Source organism: Nonomuraea sp. NPDC005501 (assembly GCF_040605905.1).
GTDB lineage: Bacteria > Actinomycetota > Actinomycetes > Streptosporangiales > Streptosporangiaceae > Nonomuraea.
Genome location: NZ_JBEXDT010000001.1, coordinates 183,715 through 200,018, shown reverse-complemented (window position 1 = coordinate 200,018; position 16,304 = coordinate 183,715). Strand labels below are relative to the sequence as shown.

Annotated in this window: 15 protein-coding genes; 11 read left to right on the top strand and 4 right to left on the bottom strand. The window is 72.1% G+C overall.

Features of this window, described 5'->3' with window-relative positions:
- Position 1 precedes the first annotated feature (1 nt).
- Positions 2 to 1,543: an aldehyde dehydrogenase (NADP(+)) gene (locus ABZS51_RS00970; protein WP_355434439.1), complete on the top strand. Its 1,542-nt coding sequence runs from the start codon at positions 2 to 4 to the stop codon at positions 1,541 to 1,543.
- 15 nt (positions 1,544 to 1,558) lie between these two features.
- On the opposite strand, the gene ABZS51_RS00965 is transcribed toward ABZS51_RS00970, so the two are convergent.
- Positions 1,559 to 1,936 (bottom strand): alpha/beta hydrolase, encoded by a 378-nt coding sequence (locus tag ABZS51_RS00965; protein ID WP_355434435.1) that lies wholly within the window; start codon positions 1,934 to 1,936, stop codon positions 1,559 to 1,561.
- A gap of 225 nt (positions 1,937 to 2,161) precedes the next feature.
- On the opposite strand from ABZS51_RS00965, the gene ABZS51_RS00960 reads away from it, so the two are divergent.
- The 7 genes from ABZS51_RS00960 to ABZS51_RS00930 all read left to right on the top strand — a co-directional run bounded on the left by ABZS51_RS00960 (position 2,162) and on the right by ABZS51_RS00930 (position 9,612).
- Positions 2,162 to 3,241, top strand: a complete 1,080-nt coding sequence (locus ABZS51_RS00960) for a dihydrodipicolinate reductase (protein WP_355434432.1) — start codon at positions 2,162 to 2,164, stop codon at positions 3,239 to 3,241.
- On the top strand, positions 3,238 to 3,741 hold the full coding sequence (locus tag ABZS51_RS00955) for a carboxymuconolactone decarboxylase family protein (RefSeq protein ID WP_310707440.1): 504 nt from the start codon (positions 3,238 to 3,240) through the stop codon (positions 3,739 to 3,741). Before ABZS51_RS00960 ends, ABZS51_RS00955 begins: the two co-directional genes overlap by 4 nt.
- A gap of 70 nt (positions 3,742 to 3,811) precedes the next feature.
- Positions 3,812 to 5,434 (top strand): GMC oxidoreductase, encoded by a 1,623-nt coding sequence (locus ABZS51_RS00950; protein ID WP_355434429.1) that lies wholly within the window; start codon positions 3,812 to 3,814, stop codon positions 5,432 to 5,434.
- A gap of 113 nt (positions 5,435 to 5,547) precedes the next feature.
- The gene (locus ABZS51_RS00945; RefSeq protein WP_355434426.1) at positions 5,548 to 6,246 is read left to right on the top strand and encodes a DUF4328 domain-containing protein; all 699 of its coding nucleotides are present in this window, start codon (positions 5,548 to 5,550) and stop codon (positions 6,244 to 6,246) included.
- A gap of 36 nt (positions 6,247 to 6,282) precedes the next feature.
- Complete coding sequence (locus ABZS51_RS00940; protein ID WP_355434423.1) at positions 6,283 to 6,912, top strand: TetR family transcriptional regulator; 630 nt, start codon at positions 6,283 to 6,285, stop codon at positions 6,910 to 6,912.
- Positions 6,913 to 7,032: 120 nt separating this feature from the next.
- Positions 7,033 to 8,442, top strand: a complete 1,410-nt coding sequence (locus tag ABZS51_RS00935) for an amino acid permease (RefSeq protein ID WP_355434420.1) — start codon at positions 7,033 to 7,035, stop codon at positions 8,440 to 8,442.
- A 57-nt stretch (positions 8,443 to 8,499) separates the two neighbouring features.
- Positions 8,500 to 9,612 (top strand): hypothetical protein, encoded by a 1,113-nt coding sequence (locus ABZS51_RS00930; protein WP_355434418.1) that lies wholly within the window; start codon positions 8,500 to 8,502, stop codon positions 9,610 to 9,612.
- Positions 9,613 to 9,622: 10 nt separating this feature from the next.
- Here the strand turns inward: ABZS51_RS00930 and ABZS51_RS00925 are convergent, their stop codons facing one another.
- Together ABZS51_RS00925 and ABZS51_RS00920 are read right to left on the bottom strand one after the other, a co-directional pair.
- Positions 9,623 to 10,081 (bottom strand): MarR family transcriptional regulator, encoded by a 459-nt coding sequence (locus ABZS51_RS00925; RefSeq protein WP_355434415.1) that lies wholly within the window; start codon positions 10,079 to 10,081, stop codon positions 9,623 to 9,625.
- Between the two features lie 22 nt (positions 10,082 to 10,103).
- Positions 10,104 to 10,475 (bottom strand): helix-turn-helix domain-containing protein, encoded by a 372-nt coding sequence (locus ABZS51_RS00920; RefSeq protein ID WP_355434412.1) that lies wholly within the window; start codon positions 10,473 to 10,475, stop codon positions 10,104 to 10,106.
- 106 nt (positions 10,476 to 10,581) lie between these two features.
- Here ABZS51_RS00920 and ABZS51_RS00915 point away from each other — a divergent pair, with 106 nt between their 5' ends.
- The 3 genes from ABZS51_RS00915 (at position 10,582) to ABZS51_RS00905 (ending at position 12,908) form a co-directional block, all read left to right on the top strand.
- On the top strand, positions 10,582 to 11,157 hold the full coding sequence (locus tag ABZS51_RS00915; RefSeq protein WP_355434409.1) for an NAD(P)H-dependent oxidoreductase: 576 nt from the start codon (positions 10,582 to 10,584) through the stop codon (positions 11,155 to 11,157).
- A gap of 114 nt (positions 11,158 to 11,271) precedes the next feature.
- Entirely contained in the window at positions 11,272 to 11,763 is a 492-nt protein-coding gene (locus tag ABZS51_RS00910; RefSeq protein WP_355434406.1) for a sigma-70 family RNA polymerase sigma factor, read from the top strand.
- Positions 11,760 to 12,908 carry a CU044_5270 family protein gene (locus ABZS51_RS00905; RefSeq protein ID WP_355434403.1) on the top strand — a complete coding sequence of 383 codons (1,149 nt, stop codon included), beginning with the start codon at positions 11,760 to 11,762 and terminating at the stop codon, positions 12,906 to 12,908. Before ABZS51_RS00910 ends, ABZS51_RS00905 begins: the two co-directional genes overlap by 4 nt.
- Before the next feature lie 65 nt (positions 12,909 to 12,973).
- Here the strand turns inward: ABZS51_RS00905 and ABZS51_RS00900 are convergent, their stop codons facing one another.
- Positions 12,974 to 16,171 (bottom strand): S8 family serine peptidase, encoded by a 3,198-nt coding sequence (locus tag ABZS51_RS00900; protein ID WP_355434400.1) that lies wholly within the window; start codon positions 16,169 to 16,171, stop codon positions 12,974 to 12,976.
- Positions 16,172 to 16,304: the final 133 nt, after the last annotated feature.

Genomic DNA, 16,304 nt, shown 5'->3' with positions numbered 1-16,304 from the left:
GATGGCGAACGCCGTGCTGAGCGTCGATCCGCGTACCGGGGAGACCCGCGAGCGCGTCGCGACGGAGTCGACGCCGTCGGACGTCGACCGGGCCGTGCGGGCCGCGGCCGCCACCACGGAGGCCCTCGCGGACCGCTCGGTGCGCGCCGACCTGCTCCGCACGGCCGCCGCGCTGCTGGAGGAGGGCGGCGAGGAGATCATCGCGACCGCCGACGCGGAGTCCGCGCTGGGCCGGGTACGGCTGACGGGCGAGCTGGCGCGCACGTGCTACCAGCTGCGGGCCTTCGCGGACGTGGCGGAGTCCGGCGCCTACCTGGACGTGATCATCGACCACGCGGACCCGGGAGCCCGGCCGGCGCCCCGGCCGGACCTGCGGCGTTACAAGGTGCCGCTGGGCGTGGTCGCGGTCTTCTCGGCGAGCAACTTCCCCCTGGCCTTCAGCGTGCCCGGCGGCGACACCGCGAGTGCGCTGGCCGCGGGCTGCCCGGTCGTGGTCAAGGCGCACCCCGACCACCCGGCCACCAGCGTCCTGTGCGCCCGTGCCCTGCGCGCGGCGGCGGTCAAGGTCGGGCTGCCGGAGGACGTGGTCGGACTGGTCCACGGCTTCGAGGCGGGTCCCGAGCTGGTACGCCATCCGCTGACGGCGGCGGTGGGCTTCACCGGGTCGGTGCGCGGGGGCCGGGCCCTGTACGACATCGCCTGCGCCCGGCCGCGGCCGATCCCGTTCCACGGCGAGCTGGGCAGCCTCAACCCGGTGGTGGTGACGGAGCGCGCCGCCGAGACCCGGGCCGCGGAGATCGGCGCGGGGCTGGCCGCCTCCTACACCCAGGGGCTCGGCCAGTTCTGCGTCAAGCCCGGCCTCGTGCTCCTGCCCGAGGGCCCGGCGGGCGACGCCGTCGTCGAGGCGGCCGTCTCGGCCACGGTGCCCTCCGGGCCGCTGCTCGACCCGCGCATGCGGGAGGCGTTCCTGGCCGGGGTGCGCGCCCGCGCCGGGCTTCCCGGCGTGCGCGAGGTCCTCGCGGCCGGCGAGGCGGGCGACGGCGACGCGCCGCTCGCGGTCCGGCCGGGCATGCTGACCGTGGCGGCGTCGGGCCTGGCGGCCGGCGGGGCGCACGGCGAGCTGCTGGAGGAGTGCTTCGGGCCCGTCACCGTCCTGGCCCGCTACGGGTCGCGGGCCGAGCGGGACGCGGTGCTGGACGCCCTGCCCGGCAATCTCACGGCGACGGCGCAGATCGCGGCCGACGAGAGCGGCGAGGCGGACGGCGGGGCGGCCGAGCTGGTGGCCCGGCTGACCGGACTGGCCGGGCGTGTCGTCGTGAACGGCTGGCCCACGGGGGTGACGGTCGCCCCCGCCATGCAGCACGGCGGGCCGTACCCTGCCTCCACCAGCGGCTCCACCTCGGTGGGGAGTACCGCGATCGAGCGCTGGCTGCGGCCGGTGTGCTTCCAGGACACCCCGGAGGCCCTGCTGCCCCCGGAGCTGCGCGAGGCCAACCCGCTCGGCGTCCCCCGCACGGTGGACGGCGTTCCGCAGGCGCTGTAGCTGGGCGTCGTCCGGTCAGCGGCAGATCGTGCCGTCGGCCGGGCGGCGGCCGGTGACGAGGAAGTCGGTCACCCCGCGGTCGCCGCAGGCGTTGCCGCTGTCGACGTACGAGCCGTGACCGCCCGCGTCCACGACCAGCATCCTGGCCCGGTCGCCGAGCGCCTGCCGCATCTTCCTCGCGCCCCTGGCCTCGTTGCGGGTGCTGACGCCGCGCAGCACCGGGCCGCCGTTCTCGGCGCAGGCGTCGGCGATCCGCCGCGACCAGGCCGCGTTGGCCGTGATGTCCCCGTCCGCCGCCGGGTACGGCTTCAGCCGCACCATCGCCAGGTCCTCGTGGGCCAGGCCGCAGCTCACCGGGCTGCTCTTGCCGACCCCTCGGGGGTCGAAGCCCACTGCGGCCCCGTGTCCTGGGCATGGGCGGCGGTGGCGGTGGCGGTGGCGGGGACCACGGCGAGGGACAGCAGACCGAACACAGTCACCATTCGCTTCATGCCGGAAAGTCTGCTGGTCAGCGGCTGCTCGCCGACAGAGACGTGATCACCGACCCGCCGTGATCTCCTCATGAACCGGACACCGGGGGCCCTATACACCTAACCAAGCGCTTGTTACGCTCCGCCCATGGTGTCCACGATCGTCTGGGGTACCGGGAACGTGGGCCGGGCGGCCATCCGCGCCGTCGAGGCCCATCCGGCGCTGGAGCTCGCCGCCGTGCTCGTCCACGACCCCGGCAAGGCCGGCCGCGACGCGGGCGAGCTCGCCGGTCTCGGCCACGGGCTGGGGGTCACGGCGACGGACGACGTAGACGCGGTGCTCGCCACCCGTCCCCGCGCCGTGGTCTACGCGGCGTCCGGCGAGATCCGCCCCGACGAGGCGCTGGCCGACGTCATCCGGGCGATCCGGGGCGGGGCGGTGGTCGTCACCCCCTCGCTGTACGCGCTCTACGACCAGCGCAACGCGCCGCCAGAGACGCGGCTGAACGTGCTGAGGGCCGTGGCGGAGGGCGGCGGGTCGCTGTTCGTGTCCGGGGTCGATCCCGGGTGGGGGAACGACGTGCTGCCTCTCCTGATCAGCGGGCTGGCCACCACCGTGGACGCCATCCGCTGCCAGGAGATCTTCGACTACTCCGCCTACGACCAGGAGGACTCCGTCCGCTACCTGGTCGGGATGGGGCAGCCCATGGACTACGAGCCGCCCATGATCGCCCCGACCGTCCCGACCATGGTGTGGGGCGGGCAGGTACGGCTGATCGCCCGGGGCCTCGGGGTCCAGGTCGAGGAGATCCGCGAGAGCGTGGAGCGGCGCCCCCTCGACGCCACCGTCGCCACGGAGGCCATGGGGGAGTTCAAGACCGGCACGCAGGGCGCGGTGCGGTTCGAGGTCCAGGGCATCGTGGGCGGCGAGCCGCGGATCGTGGTCGAGCACGTGACGCGGATCCACCCGTCCTGCGCCCCGGAGTGGCCCGCGACGCCCGGCCGCGCGGGGGCGCACCGCGTGGTCATCGAGGGCAGACCGCGGATCGAGGTCACGGTCGAGGCGAGCGACGAGGGCGGCAACCCGGCCGCCGGCGGGAACGCCACCGCCGTCGGACGCCTGGTCAACGCCGTCGAGTGGCTGGCCGAGGCGGAGCCGGGACTGTACGACGCGCTCGACGTCCCCCTGCGCCCGGCGACGGGCAAGCTCGGAAGGAGCCGCTGGTGAGGGTCGACATTCCCGCGGGCAAGGACCCGATCACGTACGTGTGGGGCGAGCTGGTCCCCGGCATCGGGCCCGCCGCCTCCCACTTCTCCCTCGCCGTGTACGCCCACACGACCCTCGGGCTGCGCGAGTTCGAGGCCGCGCGGCTGCGGATCGCGCAGATCAACGGCTGCGCGTTCTGCCTCGACTGGCGTACCGAACGGGACGGGCAGAAGGTGGAGGACGAGTTCGCCGAGGCGGTGGCCGAGTGGCGCACCACCGCGGCCTTCGACGTGCGGACCCGGCTGGCGGCCGAGTACGCCGAGCGGTACGCCGTCGACCACCACGGCATCGACGACGAGTTCTGGGCGCGGATGACCGCGCACTACAGCCAGCTCCAGATCGTGGAGCTGAGCATGTGCATCGGATCGTGGCTGGCGTTCGGCCGGCTCAACCGGGTGCTGGGGCTGGACACCGTGTGCGTGCTGCCCACCGGCGGTCCCTCGCCGGCCGGTGACCGGTAGACGCATTCACCAGGCAGTGACTCAGGCGCGAGCAACCCCGTACAACTCCCTCAAGAGTGAGGAACGCCGCATGAGTGAGAAGACCTCTGGCATCTCGCGTCGTGGGTTCATCGCCGGGACCGGAACCCTGCTCGGGGTCGCGGCCCTCGCCGGCCGCGAGCCGGCGCAGGCAACGGCACAGGCGATCACCGGCCCGATCGCGAACGGGGCGAGCGTCTCGGCGCTGGTCATCGGCACCGGGTACGGCGGGTCCGTCGCCGCCCTGCGCCTGGCCCAGGCGGGCGTGGACGTGCACATGATCGAGATGGGCATGGCCTGGGACACCCCGGGCTCCGACGGCAAGATCTTCTGCAGCACGCTGGAGCCGGACAACCGGTCGTACTGGCTGCGCACCAGGACCAAGGCGCCGCTCAACTACTTCCTCGGCTTCCCCATCGACCGGAACATCAGCCGCTACACCGGGGTCCTGGACGCCGAGGAGTTCAGCGGCATCACGGTCTACCAGGGCCGCGGGGTCGGCGGCGGCTCGCTCGTCAACGGCGGCATGGCGGTCACCCCCAAGCGCGAGAACTTCCCCGCCATCCTGCCCTCGGTCAGCCCCGACGAGATGTACGACGTCTACTACCCGCGCGCCAACGCCGGGCTCGGGGTCGGCACGGTGAACCCGGCCTGGTTCGACTCGACGGAGTGGTACCAGTTCTCGCGGGTCGGCCGCAAGCACGCCGAGCGCTCCGGGTTCCCGTTCGTCTTCGTCCCCGACGTGTACGACTGGAGCTACATGGAGCAGGAGGCGGCCGGCACCGCCACCAAGTCGGCCCTGGCCGGCGAGATCCTCTACGGCAACAACCACGGCAAGAAGTCGCTCCAGAAGACGTACCTCGCCCGGGCCAGGGCCACCGGCCGGGTCGCCGTCTCGCCGCTGCACAAGGTCACCTCGGTGACCCCGGCGGCCGGGGGTCGCTACACGGTCGCCATCGAGCAGATCAACACCAACGGCGACACCACGGCCACCAAGACCGTGACCGCGGACCGGGTCTTCTTCGCGGCCGGCAGCGTCGGCACCAGCAAGCTGCTGGTCAAGCTGAAGGCCACCGGCGCGCTGCCCAACCTGAACGGCGAGGTCGGCAAGGGCTGGGGCGACAACGGCAACGTCATGTGCGGCCGCGCCAACCACCTCTGGGACCCGACCGGCTCCCACCAGTCGACCATCCCGTGCAGCGGCATCGACAACTGGGCCGCGGGCGGGGCGTTCGCCGAGATCGCACCGCTTCCGACCGGGATCGAGACGTTCGCCTCGTTCTACCTGTCGATCACCAAGAACCCGAACCGCGCCCAGTTCACCTGGAACGCCGCGACGGGCGCGGTCGAGCTGAGCTGGCAGACCGCCTGGAAGCAGCCGGCCATCGACATGGCCAAGACCATCTTCGACAAGATCAACTCCAAGGAGGGGACGATCTACCGGACCGACCTCTTCGGCACGTACAAGATCTGGGGCGACCACCTCACGTACCACCCGCTCGGGGGCGCGGTCCTCAACAGGGCCACCGACAACTACGGCCGCCTCACCGGTCACCCGGGCCTGTACGTGATCGACGGCTCGCTGATTCCGGGCAACACCAGCGTGAACCCGTTCGTCACGATCACGGCCCTCGCCGAGCGGAACATCGAGAAGATCATCGCTACCGACCTCTGAGAGCGCGACCCCGTCGTCGTCGATCACAGGAGCGTTGCGACGCCCGGAATCGGAGCTTCGGGGCGTGGAAGTTGGCGATACTGCGCTTCTGGGTGTCTACGCGAGGAGTTCTCATGCATCCGGCGGTGCCTGCCGTGACCCTGCGGCCGGTGCGGGGGATGGCGTCAGTGGCCGTGGTGACGCTGGCGGCGCACTCCCTGGTGAAGGTCGTGGGAGCCGGGATGAACGCGTGGCAGGCCGTGATCATCCAGCGGATGCTCGTCGACTCGGACTCCGTCCGGCCGCTGGAGGTGGACGTCAACGGCGCCCTGGCCATCGGGAACGGGGTCGCGGAGGTCGCGGTGTTCGTGCTGGCCGCCGGGGCGTTCCTGGTGTGGCTGCGCCGGGTGCGGGCGAACGCCGAGGTGCTGCTGCCGGGGCCGCACCGGCGGGCGAGGCCGTGGGTGATCATGGGCTGGTTCGTGCCGGTCGTCAATCTGTGGTTCCCCAAGCAGGTCGTCGAGGACGTGTGGAACGCCTCCAGGCCGGGCGCGCCCGCGGGACCCCTGCCGCTGGCGCGCCCCTCCGTGCTGGTCTGGGCCTGGTGGAGCGCCTTCCTGATCGGCGTCTGGGTGTTCGACGTGGTGGCCGTGCTGCTGTGGCGGTCGGACCTGGAGGCGCAGAGGGAGGCGGCGTGGGTGGACGTGGTCGGCTGCGCCTGGTGGACGGCCACGGCGGCGCTGGCGGCGTTCGTCATCATGAAGATCACCCGCTTCCAGGAAGATCGGCGCGACGCTTTGCCGGAACTTGACCGGAACCTGTCCGTCAACTGATTGAGGGAGACGATAGGGGGACCTATCGTCTCCTGGGTGATTTCAGGGGACACGAGGCAGCGGGAGATGATTCTCCGGGTCGCGACGAAACTGTTCGCCGGACTCGGGTACGACGGCACCTCCACCCGGCAGATAGCCGAGGCGGTGGGGTTGAACGTGGCCACCATCAGCTACCACGTCGGCAGCAAGCGCGAGCTGTACCTCGCGGTCATGGCCCGCGCCAACAACGCGCACCGCGCCATGCTGGAGACGGCGGTCGAGGATCTGGTGGCCGCCCCGCAGGAGGACAAGCTCCCCACGGCGCACCGGCTGATCGACCTCTACATCGACTTCTGCGTCGAGCACCCCGAGTTTCCCGCCCTGTGGACGCACCGGTGGCTCGCCGACGCCAGCGACGTCACCGAGCTCGAACCCGAGTACGTCCAGCCGCTGGCCCAGCTCGTCATCGACACCATCAAGGCCACCCTGGACGTGGACCCCGACGCGGACGTGGACTACACGGTCAACACGCTGATCTGGTGCTCCCACAGCTTCGTGCTGAGCGGGGTGTTCGACAAGGCCGGTGAGCGGCACGGCGCCGACGACCCACGGGCACTGCGCCGCTTCCGCGCGCACATGCACCACCTGCTCCACCGCGCCCTGGGCCTGCCCGGCGACCCTCCCTGAGCCGCCGCCGCGCTCGTCCTGCCGTACCCGGGAAAAGGTGGTTCGACCTGGGGGAACGGCATAGGAGCCGACGCGGCGGGAAGGGGCACTCTGGGCCGAACCCTGGTCAGGAGGATCGTCATGGTGTCTTCTCGCGGGATCTTCCGGCGCAAACCCGTGGAACAGATCGCCCAGGAGCACGAGGGTGAGCTGTCCCGGACGCTGGGACTGTGGCAGCTCACCGCCATCGGCGTCGGCGGCATCATCGGGGCCGGCATCTTCGCCCTGGCCGGGGCCGTCGCCAACCAGACGGCCGGACCGGCCGTCCTCGTCTCGTTCCTCATCGCGGGTGTCGCGAGCGCGGCGGCGGCCTTGTCCTACGCCGAGTTCGCCGGGCTCATCCCGAAGGCCGGGTCGGCCTACACGTACGGCTACGCGGTGCTCGGCGAGATCGTCGGCTGGTTCATCGGCTGGGACCTGCTGCTGGAGTACACCGCCATCGTCGCCGTCGTGGCCATCGGCATCTCCGGCTACTTCGGCTTCCTGGTCCTGCAGTTCGGCGTGCACCTGCCCGCCTGGATGCTCGGCGCGCCGGGCACGGGGAGCGGCCACGTGGTGGACCTGTTCGCGGTCGTCCTGTGCCTGTTGATCGCGTTCCTGCTCAACCTCGGCATCCGCGCCGCCGCCCGCTTCGAGACGATCGTGGTCGGCATCAAGGTGGCCGTGGTGCTGCTGGTCATCGTGGTCGGCTTCTTCTTCATCAACACGGCCAACTACACGCCGTTCTTCCCGTTCGGGATCAGTGGGGCGATCACCGGCGCCGCGACCGTGTTCTTCGCCGTGTTCGGCTACGACGCGATGAGCACCGCCGCCGAGGAGTCCAAGGACGCGCGGCGGCACATGCCCAAGGCCATCATCTACTCGCTGATCATCTCCATGATCCTCTACGTGCTGGCGACGCTCGTGCTCACCGGCATGCAGAACTACAAGGAGATCGACCCCGAGAGCGGCTTCTCCTCGGCGTTCGCCTCGGTCGGGCTGTCGGGACTGGCGTCGCTGATCGCGGTCGGGGCCATCATCGGCATCCTGACCGTCATGTTCACGTTCATGCTGGGCGTGACGCGCGTGTGGTTCTCGATGAGCCGCGACGGGCTGCTGCCGCAGTGGTTCGCCAAGCTGCACCCGGTGCGCCGGGTGCCGACCCGCGTCACCTGGATCGTGGGCGCCGCCTCCGCGCTGATCGCCGGGTTCCTCCCGATCCGGGAGGCGGCCGAGCTGACCAACATCGGGATCCTGCTCGCGTTCGTGGTGGTCTGCGTGGCGGTCATCGTGCTCCGGTACCGCCAGCCGGACCTGCCCAGGACGTTCAGGACGCCGGCCATGCCGTTCGTGCCGGCCATCGGGGTGGTGTTCTCGATCTGGCTGATCACGTTCCTGGACCCGCTGACGTGGCTGCGGTTCGCCGTCTGGTTCGTGATCGGGATGATCATCTACTTCGGCTACGGCCGCCGGCACTCCGTGCTGGAGTCACAGGCCGCCGGGAAGCGGTAGGGCACGAGTTGCCCGAACGGCCCGCGTGAGCGCACTGTCACCGGTTAGCCTCACTCCGTGAGCAAGCTTGCGCGGGCCGTGGAGCTGAAGGCCGAGCTGATCCACTTCGCCACCTCGGGCCGGTTCGGCGCCGAGCTGGGCGCCGTGCTCGACCGCTTCTACGCCGGCGGGCCGCCGGCCGACGAGGCGGCCGCCTTCCTGCCGGTCGACTTCTTCGCCCACCAGCACGCGCTGCCCAGCGGCGACACGGTCGTGGACCGCTTCCTCGCCGAGACGCCGGGGCTCGACCGCACCGACGTGGAGCTGGTGGCGGGCTGGAAGATCGTGGTCGAGGGAGTGTTCGAGGTGCGGGCCGTGGACGAGGCGGCCGTGCTGCTGTTCAACCTCGTCGACGAGCTGGTCTACCGGGCCTTCTCCAACCTGGGCGAGGGGGCGTTCCGGGCGCTGGCGCCCGGCATGTTCGTCGTGGGGCGGCTGCTCCCGCTCGGCGCCGACTGGCTGATCAGCGCGCCCCCGGCCGTGCACACCGCCGAGGCGCGGGGCACGCTCGTGGAGGTCGCCGCCCGGCTCGCGCTCGGCCACCCGGCGTGGGTCCTCCGCAACCCCGTCCTGCTCGCCCAGGCCAAGGAGACGCAGCGGGCGCAGCGGCGCTGCTTCACCGAGTACTTCGGGGCCGACCTGATCGTGCTGCCCGGCGTCGACCTCGCCGACCTGGTCCGGGGCTACCTCGCCCACCAGGCGGCGCGGCTCGGCGGTCCGCCGTCCGGGGAGTTCGAGCCGCCCGAGCACCTGGTCGCGGCGCGCACGGTCGGCCTGATCTTCGACGAGGCGGCAGGGCTGGGGTATTACGCGGAGTTCGGGATGCTGGAGGAGTTGTTCAACGATCCTCCGCTCGTGGTCCGGGCCGCGTACCGCGATCTGCTGTCCGCCTATCTCCGGGGCGACGCCGTCTCCCCGGTGCCGCTCCTGCGCCTGGCCGAGCGTGACCCGGCCAGGGCGAGCGAGGTGTTCGCCGGGCTGCTCGGGCGCAAGGGGTTCGAGTGGGAGCGCAGCGGCGAGCTGCTGCTGCGGGCGCACAAGCCGGGACACTACGCCGGGCCGCCGCTGCCCACGGTCACCCCGGTGACCGCCGCGATCGCCGAGCACCTGGGCCTGCCCGCACAGACCTGACCCGGGGTGCTCAGTCCCGGTCCTGGGCGGCGGTGACGCGGTCGTGGAAGGGGCGGCGGCGCAGCGCCTCCACCGTGGCCTCCAGCACGGCGGTGAGCGGCGCCGGCAGCTCCTCCTCCAGCTCGGCCACCGCCCGCGTCGTGGCGGCCCACTCCGCCTCGATGGCGGGCAGCGCCGCCCGGGTGCGCTCGGTCAGATGGACGACGCGCTGGCGGCCGTCCGTGCCGCGTTCGAGGGTGACGAAGCCCGCTTTGCTCATCTGGTGGACGGTCTGGCTGGCCGCCGAGTGGGTGACGCCGATGGCGGCGGCCAGGTCGCGGATGGCCAGCGGTCCCTCGGCGGCCAGGGTGCGCACGGCCGGGGAGAAGCGCGGCCGGTAGTCGGGCATGCCGAGATCGGTGTAGATCCGGGCGATCGCGCCGTCCATGACCTCGTGGACATGCCGCAGCAGCGTCCCCAGGGATGCCATGCCGTCCAACGTAACAGCTATGTCAGATCGCGGCGTTCTCCCGGGAGACGTGCTCGGGCGCCTCGTGGCCGGAGGCGCCGGGCAGCGGGATCCACTTGTGGGCCCAGGTGACCAGCTCGTCCAGGACGGGGCGCAGGTCCTCGCCCATCTCGGTGAGGTGGTACTCGACGCGGACCGGCGAGGTGCTCAGCACGCGCCGCTCGACGAGTCCGGCGGCCTCCAGCTCGCGCAGCCGCCGGGCCAGCATCGTGTCGTTGAGGCCGGGGATGGCGGCCTTGAGGTCGGCGTAGCGGTGCGCGCCCTTGAAGATCATGTGGATCACCGCGCCGGACCACCGCGCTCCGATCAGCTCCAGGGCGATGTGGAAGCGGGTGCAGACGGTCTTGAGGCTCACGTGACGAGCGTACCGGATTGGGCGGCCATTTACTAAGGAATGTGTAGTTCCTCAAGAATGTTTAGTAAGCTGAGCGTCACTACACCAGCGCCATGAGGAGCCGTCCATGTCCCAGCCCGTCCTTCAGATCGTCGTCGCCAGCACCCGGCCCGGCCGCGTGGGCCGGTCGATCGCCGAGTGGTTCCGGGACCGCGCCGTGGCCGCCGGCGGCTTCGACGTCGAGCTCATCGACCTCGCCGAAGTGGGGCTGCCCTTCCTCGACGAGCCCAACCACCCCCGGCTCAAGCAGTACGAGCACGCGCACACCAAGGCGTGGAGCGCCACCGTCGACCGTGGCGACGCCTTCGTCTTCGTGACCCCCGAGTACAACCACAGCTTCAACGCCGTGCTCAAGAACGCCCTCGACTACCTGCACCAGGAGTGGCAGCACAAGGCGGCCGGCTTCGTCAGCTACGGAGGCGTCTCCGGCGGGACCCGCGCGGTCAACGGCCTGCGCCAGGTCACCAGCTCGCTGAAGATGGTGCCCGTGGTGGAGTCCGTCACCATCCCGTTCTTCCCCCAGATCGTCGGCGAGGACGGCGTGGTGCGGCCCAACGAGGTGATGAACGCCGCCGCCGACGCCCTGATCGCCGAGCTGGCCAAGCTCACCGGCGCGCTGCGTCCCATGCGCCTGGCGGCCTGATCCCCGATCCCTGCCTGTAACACTGGGGCGCCCCAGACCACTACCTGGTGCCAGGGAATCACCCGAGGCGAAGGGAGGGTGGTCGTGTCGGATGATGAGCAAAGACTCATCCGCATGTACGACGAATGCCGACAATCCGTATGGGCCTACGTGGTCAGCCGCTCCGGCCGGCAGGTGGCCGACGAGGTGGTGAGCCAGACGTTCGCCATCGCCTGGCGGCGACTGGACGACGTGGCGGACCCGGCGCTGCCATGGCTGCTCGGCGTGGCCCGCAACGTCCTGCGCGACCACGTCCGGGCGGAGGCCCGCCGGGAGTCGCTCATGGCGGAGCTGCGGGCCTGGGACGAGGAAGACATCGCCGATCAGATCGCCGAGCGGATGAGTGTGCGAAAGGCACTGGCCACGCTGTCGGAGGACGACAGGGAGATCCTCGTCCTCGTCGCGTGGCACGGGCTCTCGCCAGGTGAGGCCGCGCGTGTCATCGGCTGTTCGGGCGCCGCGTTCCGTGTGCGGCTGCACCGTGCCCGCAAGCGGCTGCGAGCGGCGATGGAGAGCACCACATGGTCGGCGCCCCAGGCGATGAATCTCAGCAGGGAGTTGTCATGAACGTCCTCGATCAGCTGCGGCAGGCGCGTCCCGAGGTTCTGTCCGACTCGCCGGTGGACGCGCGGACCAGAGCGGCCGAACTGTCCCACGCCATGGCGCAGCCACGCCCGAGGCGGCGAAGGCGCAGGACGGTCCGGCCGGTCTGGGGACTCGGCCTCCTGGGCTCCGCCGCGGCCGCGACCGCGGTCACCGTCATGCTCACCGGCGCGGGCGGTACGGCCCCGCGCGCGCCCTCGGCCACGACCGCGGCGCCGCAGCCGGCGTCCGGCCGGCAGATCCACCTGTCCGCCCGCGAGATCCTGCTGACCGCCGCTCAGCGGGCGGAGAGCCGGCGTGAGGCGACGGGCGCCTACTGGCACACGGTCGGCGTGCAGAGGACGCTGTTCAAGGTCGACGGGGCCGGCTACACGGTCGTGAACAGTCAGCGCAGCGAGTCCTGGACGCCGTCGGCGCCCGGTGGCGAGCAGTGGAGCCGGGCGTCGTCGCTCGGCGCGCGGCCCGCGACCCCACAGGACGTGGAGGCGTGGAGACAGGCCGGTTCACCTGCCGAGATCCGCGTCAAGGTGCCGGGGAAGGGGACGGTGGAGCTGTCCACCGAGCCGCGAGCCGCCGAGGTCGGTCATGCTCCCCTGGTCGACGGGGACAAGGTGTTCTGGCTCGGCAGGAACGTCAGCATGAAGGATCTGCGCTCCCTGCCCTCCACGCCGGCCGGGCTCAGGAAATGGCTGCTGCGCTCGTACGGCGGGCACGGCACCGAGTCCGGCGACCGGATGTCGTCGGACGACTGGCTGTTCGCCGTCACGACCGGATTGATCAGGGACATGCCGGTCACGCCGCAGGTGCGCGGCGCGGCCTTCCGGATGCTCGCCGACCTGAAGAACATCGAGGTCATCGACGACGTCAAGGACGCCGAAGGCCGCACCGGAACCGCGGTCGCGGTCAGGCAGCGGGTCGGGGCGAAGGGCGGCGACGGCGCCGTCCTGCAGTCGCGCCTGATCATGGACGAGACGACCGGCCAGGCGCTCGCCCAGGAGAGCGTCGTGGTGGAACCGGGCGGGCTGCAGGCCGGCCTCGAACCAGGCGCCGTGTCGGATTCGTACACCATCCTCGAATCGGGCTGGACCGACTCCGAGCCCGCCTCCTGACCGCCGTCCTCCGTGGTCAGGTGAGGAGCGGCCGGCCCCGGCCGGCCGCTCCTCACGGGTTCCGGCTACCGGATCCGGTAGGCCCGGATGACCGTCTGCTCCACCGTGTTGCCCGCCTCGTCCACCGCCCGGGCGCGCAGGGACACGAACCCCGCGCCGGCCGGATGGCGCAGGACGACCGCCGACCCGTGGACCGCGGCCCTGCTCCAGGTGGCGCCGTCGTCATAGGACACGTCCACCGCCGGCCGCCGGACGGGGCGGGCGGCGCTTCCCTCCAGCGGCTGAACGGTCACCGGCACGGTGAAGCGCCGCCCGGACGGGGCGGAGTTGTCGGCGTCGAGGGCAGGGCTGAAGCGCACGACCGACACCGGCAGCCGCGCAGGCGTGTCACCCGCGACGTGCCCGGACCGGAACGTCCACACACAGGACACGCGCGTGGACAGCGTCGCGGGCGCTCCGCGCTCGGTCTCGACGACGAGGCGGTAGGCGGCCTCCGACGCGGGCACGGTGAAGCTCGTCACGATCTCCGGCTGCTCGCCCACCAGGGTGCCGTCACGGTAGAGGGCGGTCCGCTGCGTCGCCCGGGAGGAGTAGCCGAGCGATCCTCTCGCGTCGCCGTACATGAGCAGGCCGGTCGAGATGACGTCGCCGGTGCGGCTGACGCCGTCGGAGTCCGGGTGCCCCGCCCACGGCAGGGCGGGCGCGAAGACGCCACGGTTCCACGCCTCCGTGTACGCCCGCCCGGACCGGTAGACCGCGAAGGGCGCCTCGAACTTGTTGAGTCTGCCGTCGGGGGCGTACTCGAACAGATAGCGCTGCCAGCGGATGCCGTCGTCGGTGTTGACGTACTCGGTCTGTCGGAACGGCGTGCCGAACGTGGTGGGGGACAGGTACCCGAAGAAGCCCCCGTCGCGCGGCCAGGCCCGGCTGGAGGCGTCGGCCTCCGCGTCGGGCAGGTGGCGGGCGTAGCCGGTGTGGATGGCGGCCAGGTCGCGCCGGGCCACGCGCCGCTCGAATCCGTTGACCATGCCTCCGGAGTGGAACCAGGTCAGGCGGTAGGCGTACGGGCTCCCGGCCCGGGCGGCGGCCCACTGCCCGGCGACCTTGGTACGCACACCCGGATAGGCGCGGTCGGGACCGAGCTGGGCGGTGAAAGCACCGTCATAGGAGCCGGCGAGCCAGCCCCAGCTGCGCGACCTGCCGTCGGCCTCCCGCCACTGGTAGCCGATCTCGGCCAGCAGCGAGGTGGCGTCGGCGCGGGGCAGCGTCAGCGAGATCGGCCGGCCCAGTCGCGCGTCGGCCTCCACGGTCCGCGACCGGTCCAGGACGAGGTCCGGGTGGACGAGGAGCGTCCTGCTCCGGTCGTCGCTGACGGCGCTCCTGATCTGCCACCTGCCCTTCGGCAGTCGCAGGGTGACCGGCCCCTCGGGCTCCTCCACATCGATGGGGTCCTGGTGGGCGTCGAGCCGGTACAGCGTCGTGTAGGCCCTGGTGGCCGGTCGGCCGTCCCTGCCGGTGTGCCTGAGGGTGAGGTCGTAGCTCTCGGTCTCCTTGTCCACCCCGACCGGCGTGCTGAGAACCAGGCCGTCGTCGCCGGTGGCGACGACGTATCCGCCGAGCAGGCCGTCCGGCCCGCCGGTGCGGGTGTCGGCGGTGACGGTGGCCTCGGCCTGACCGCCCGCGGGGACGGTCAGCGTGGCGGGTGTGACGCCGAAGGCCTTGTCGCCGCGCACCCCCAGGCGGAGGGTCACCGGTTGCTGCCCGCGATTGCGGTACACGATCTTCTTGCCGACCGGCTGGTCGTCGTCGTGCGGCCACGCCTGCCGTCCGAAGCCGAGACCGGGCGGTTCGGCCGTGACGGCCTGGCTCGTGCCCCGGTCGGCGTCGACCAGCCCCGCGCCCTGTGCGAAGACCCCGATCCCCGGCAGCGGCCGGGCGGTGCCCATGAGGGCCGCCTTGAGCGTGTCGCCCTTCCAGTCGGGGTGCGCCCCGGCCAGCAGCGCGGCGACGCCCGCGACGTGCGGGGCGGCCATGGAGGTGCCGGACATGGAGACGTAGGAGCCGCCGCCGGGGCTGTCCTTGCCGCGGGCCGCGGTGATGTCCACGCCGGGGGCGGTGATGTCCGGCTTGAGGCCCTCGTCACCGGCGCGCGGCCCGCGGCTGGCGAAGCCGGCCTGCTCGCCGGACTTGCTGACGGCGCCGACCGCGAGCGCGGCGTCGGCGGTGGCGGGGGAGTTGAGCGTGCGGTCGCCGCCGGAGTTGCCGGCCGCCACCACGAACAGGGTGCCGTAGCGCTCGGTGAGCGTCTGCACGGCCTCCTCCAGCGGGTCGACCCCGGGGGTGTCGGGAGCCCCGAGGCTCATGTTGACGACTCTCGCGCCCTGCTCGGCCGCCCACTGCATGCCCGCCAGGATGGCCGAGTCCGAGCACCACTCCGACTCGCACACCTTGCCGTCCATCAGCGTCACGCCGGGCGCGACGCCACGGTACGTGCCGCCTGAGGCGGCGCCACTGCCCGCGATGGTGGAGGCCACGTGTGTGCCGTGCCCGATCACGTCGCGTTCGTCCTGGGTCTCGGTGAAGTCGGCGCGGGCCGCGACCCGTCCGGCGAGGTCGGGGTGGGTCGCGTCGATCCCGGTGTCGAGCACCGCCACCTTGACGCCGTCGCCGGTGTGCCCGCGCTCCCACGCCCGCGGCGCGCCGACCTGCTTGACGCTCACGTCGAGCGAGACGCGCCGGCGCCCGTCGAGCCAGACCTTGCCCTTGCCGTCCGCGAGTGCCCGCCACGTCCGCGCGGCGCCGTCCCTGCGCTGCCGTACGGCGAAGCCCCGCACCGCGCTCAGCGACCTGAAGCCGGCCATCGCGCGGACGGACGGCCCGGGACCGGAGAGCCCGGTCACGACCAGGGGCAACTCCTCGCGGCTGTCGTCGTACCCGAGCTCCAGCAGCCCCGTCACGTCGAACAGCCGGGGATCCAGCCGTCCGGCGTGGACCAGCGGCGCGGCGTCGCTCGGTAAGACGTGGAGCCGCCCCTGCGCTTCGTCGGTGAGGAAGGTGACCTTCTCCCTGCCCTCGCCCGGCTCGACGATCGCGCTCGTCCGGCCGGTCACCGTCACTTTGTCGCCGGTCACCAGCGTGACCGTCCGCACGCCGGTCGCCGGCTGGCCGGCGGCCTGCGCGACCCCATGTGCGACCGCCTGCCATGGGGCGGCCACGGCCACGGCGAGCACGGCGACGCCGGCCCACCTTGTCGTTCTGTGCACGTAGTTATCCGATCATCCGGAAATGTCACTACGTATTGGCCGATGATCGGCAGGTGTTTCAGCTGCCGCCTACGTCCATCGCTCCCCGGCCGGCAGGCGGGTGCGGCGCACCGCGATGCCGGCGGCACGGCGG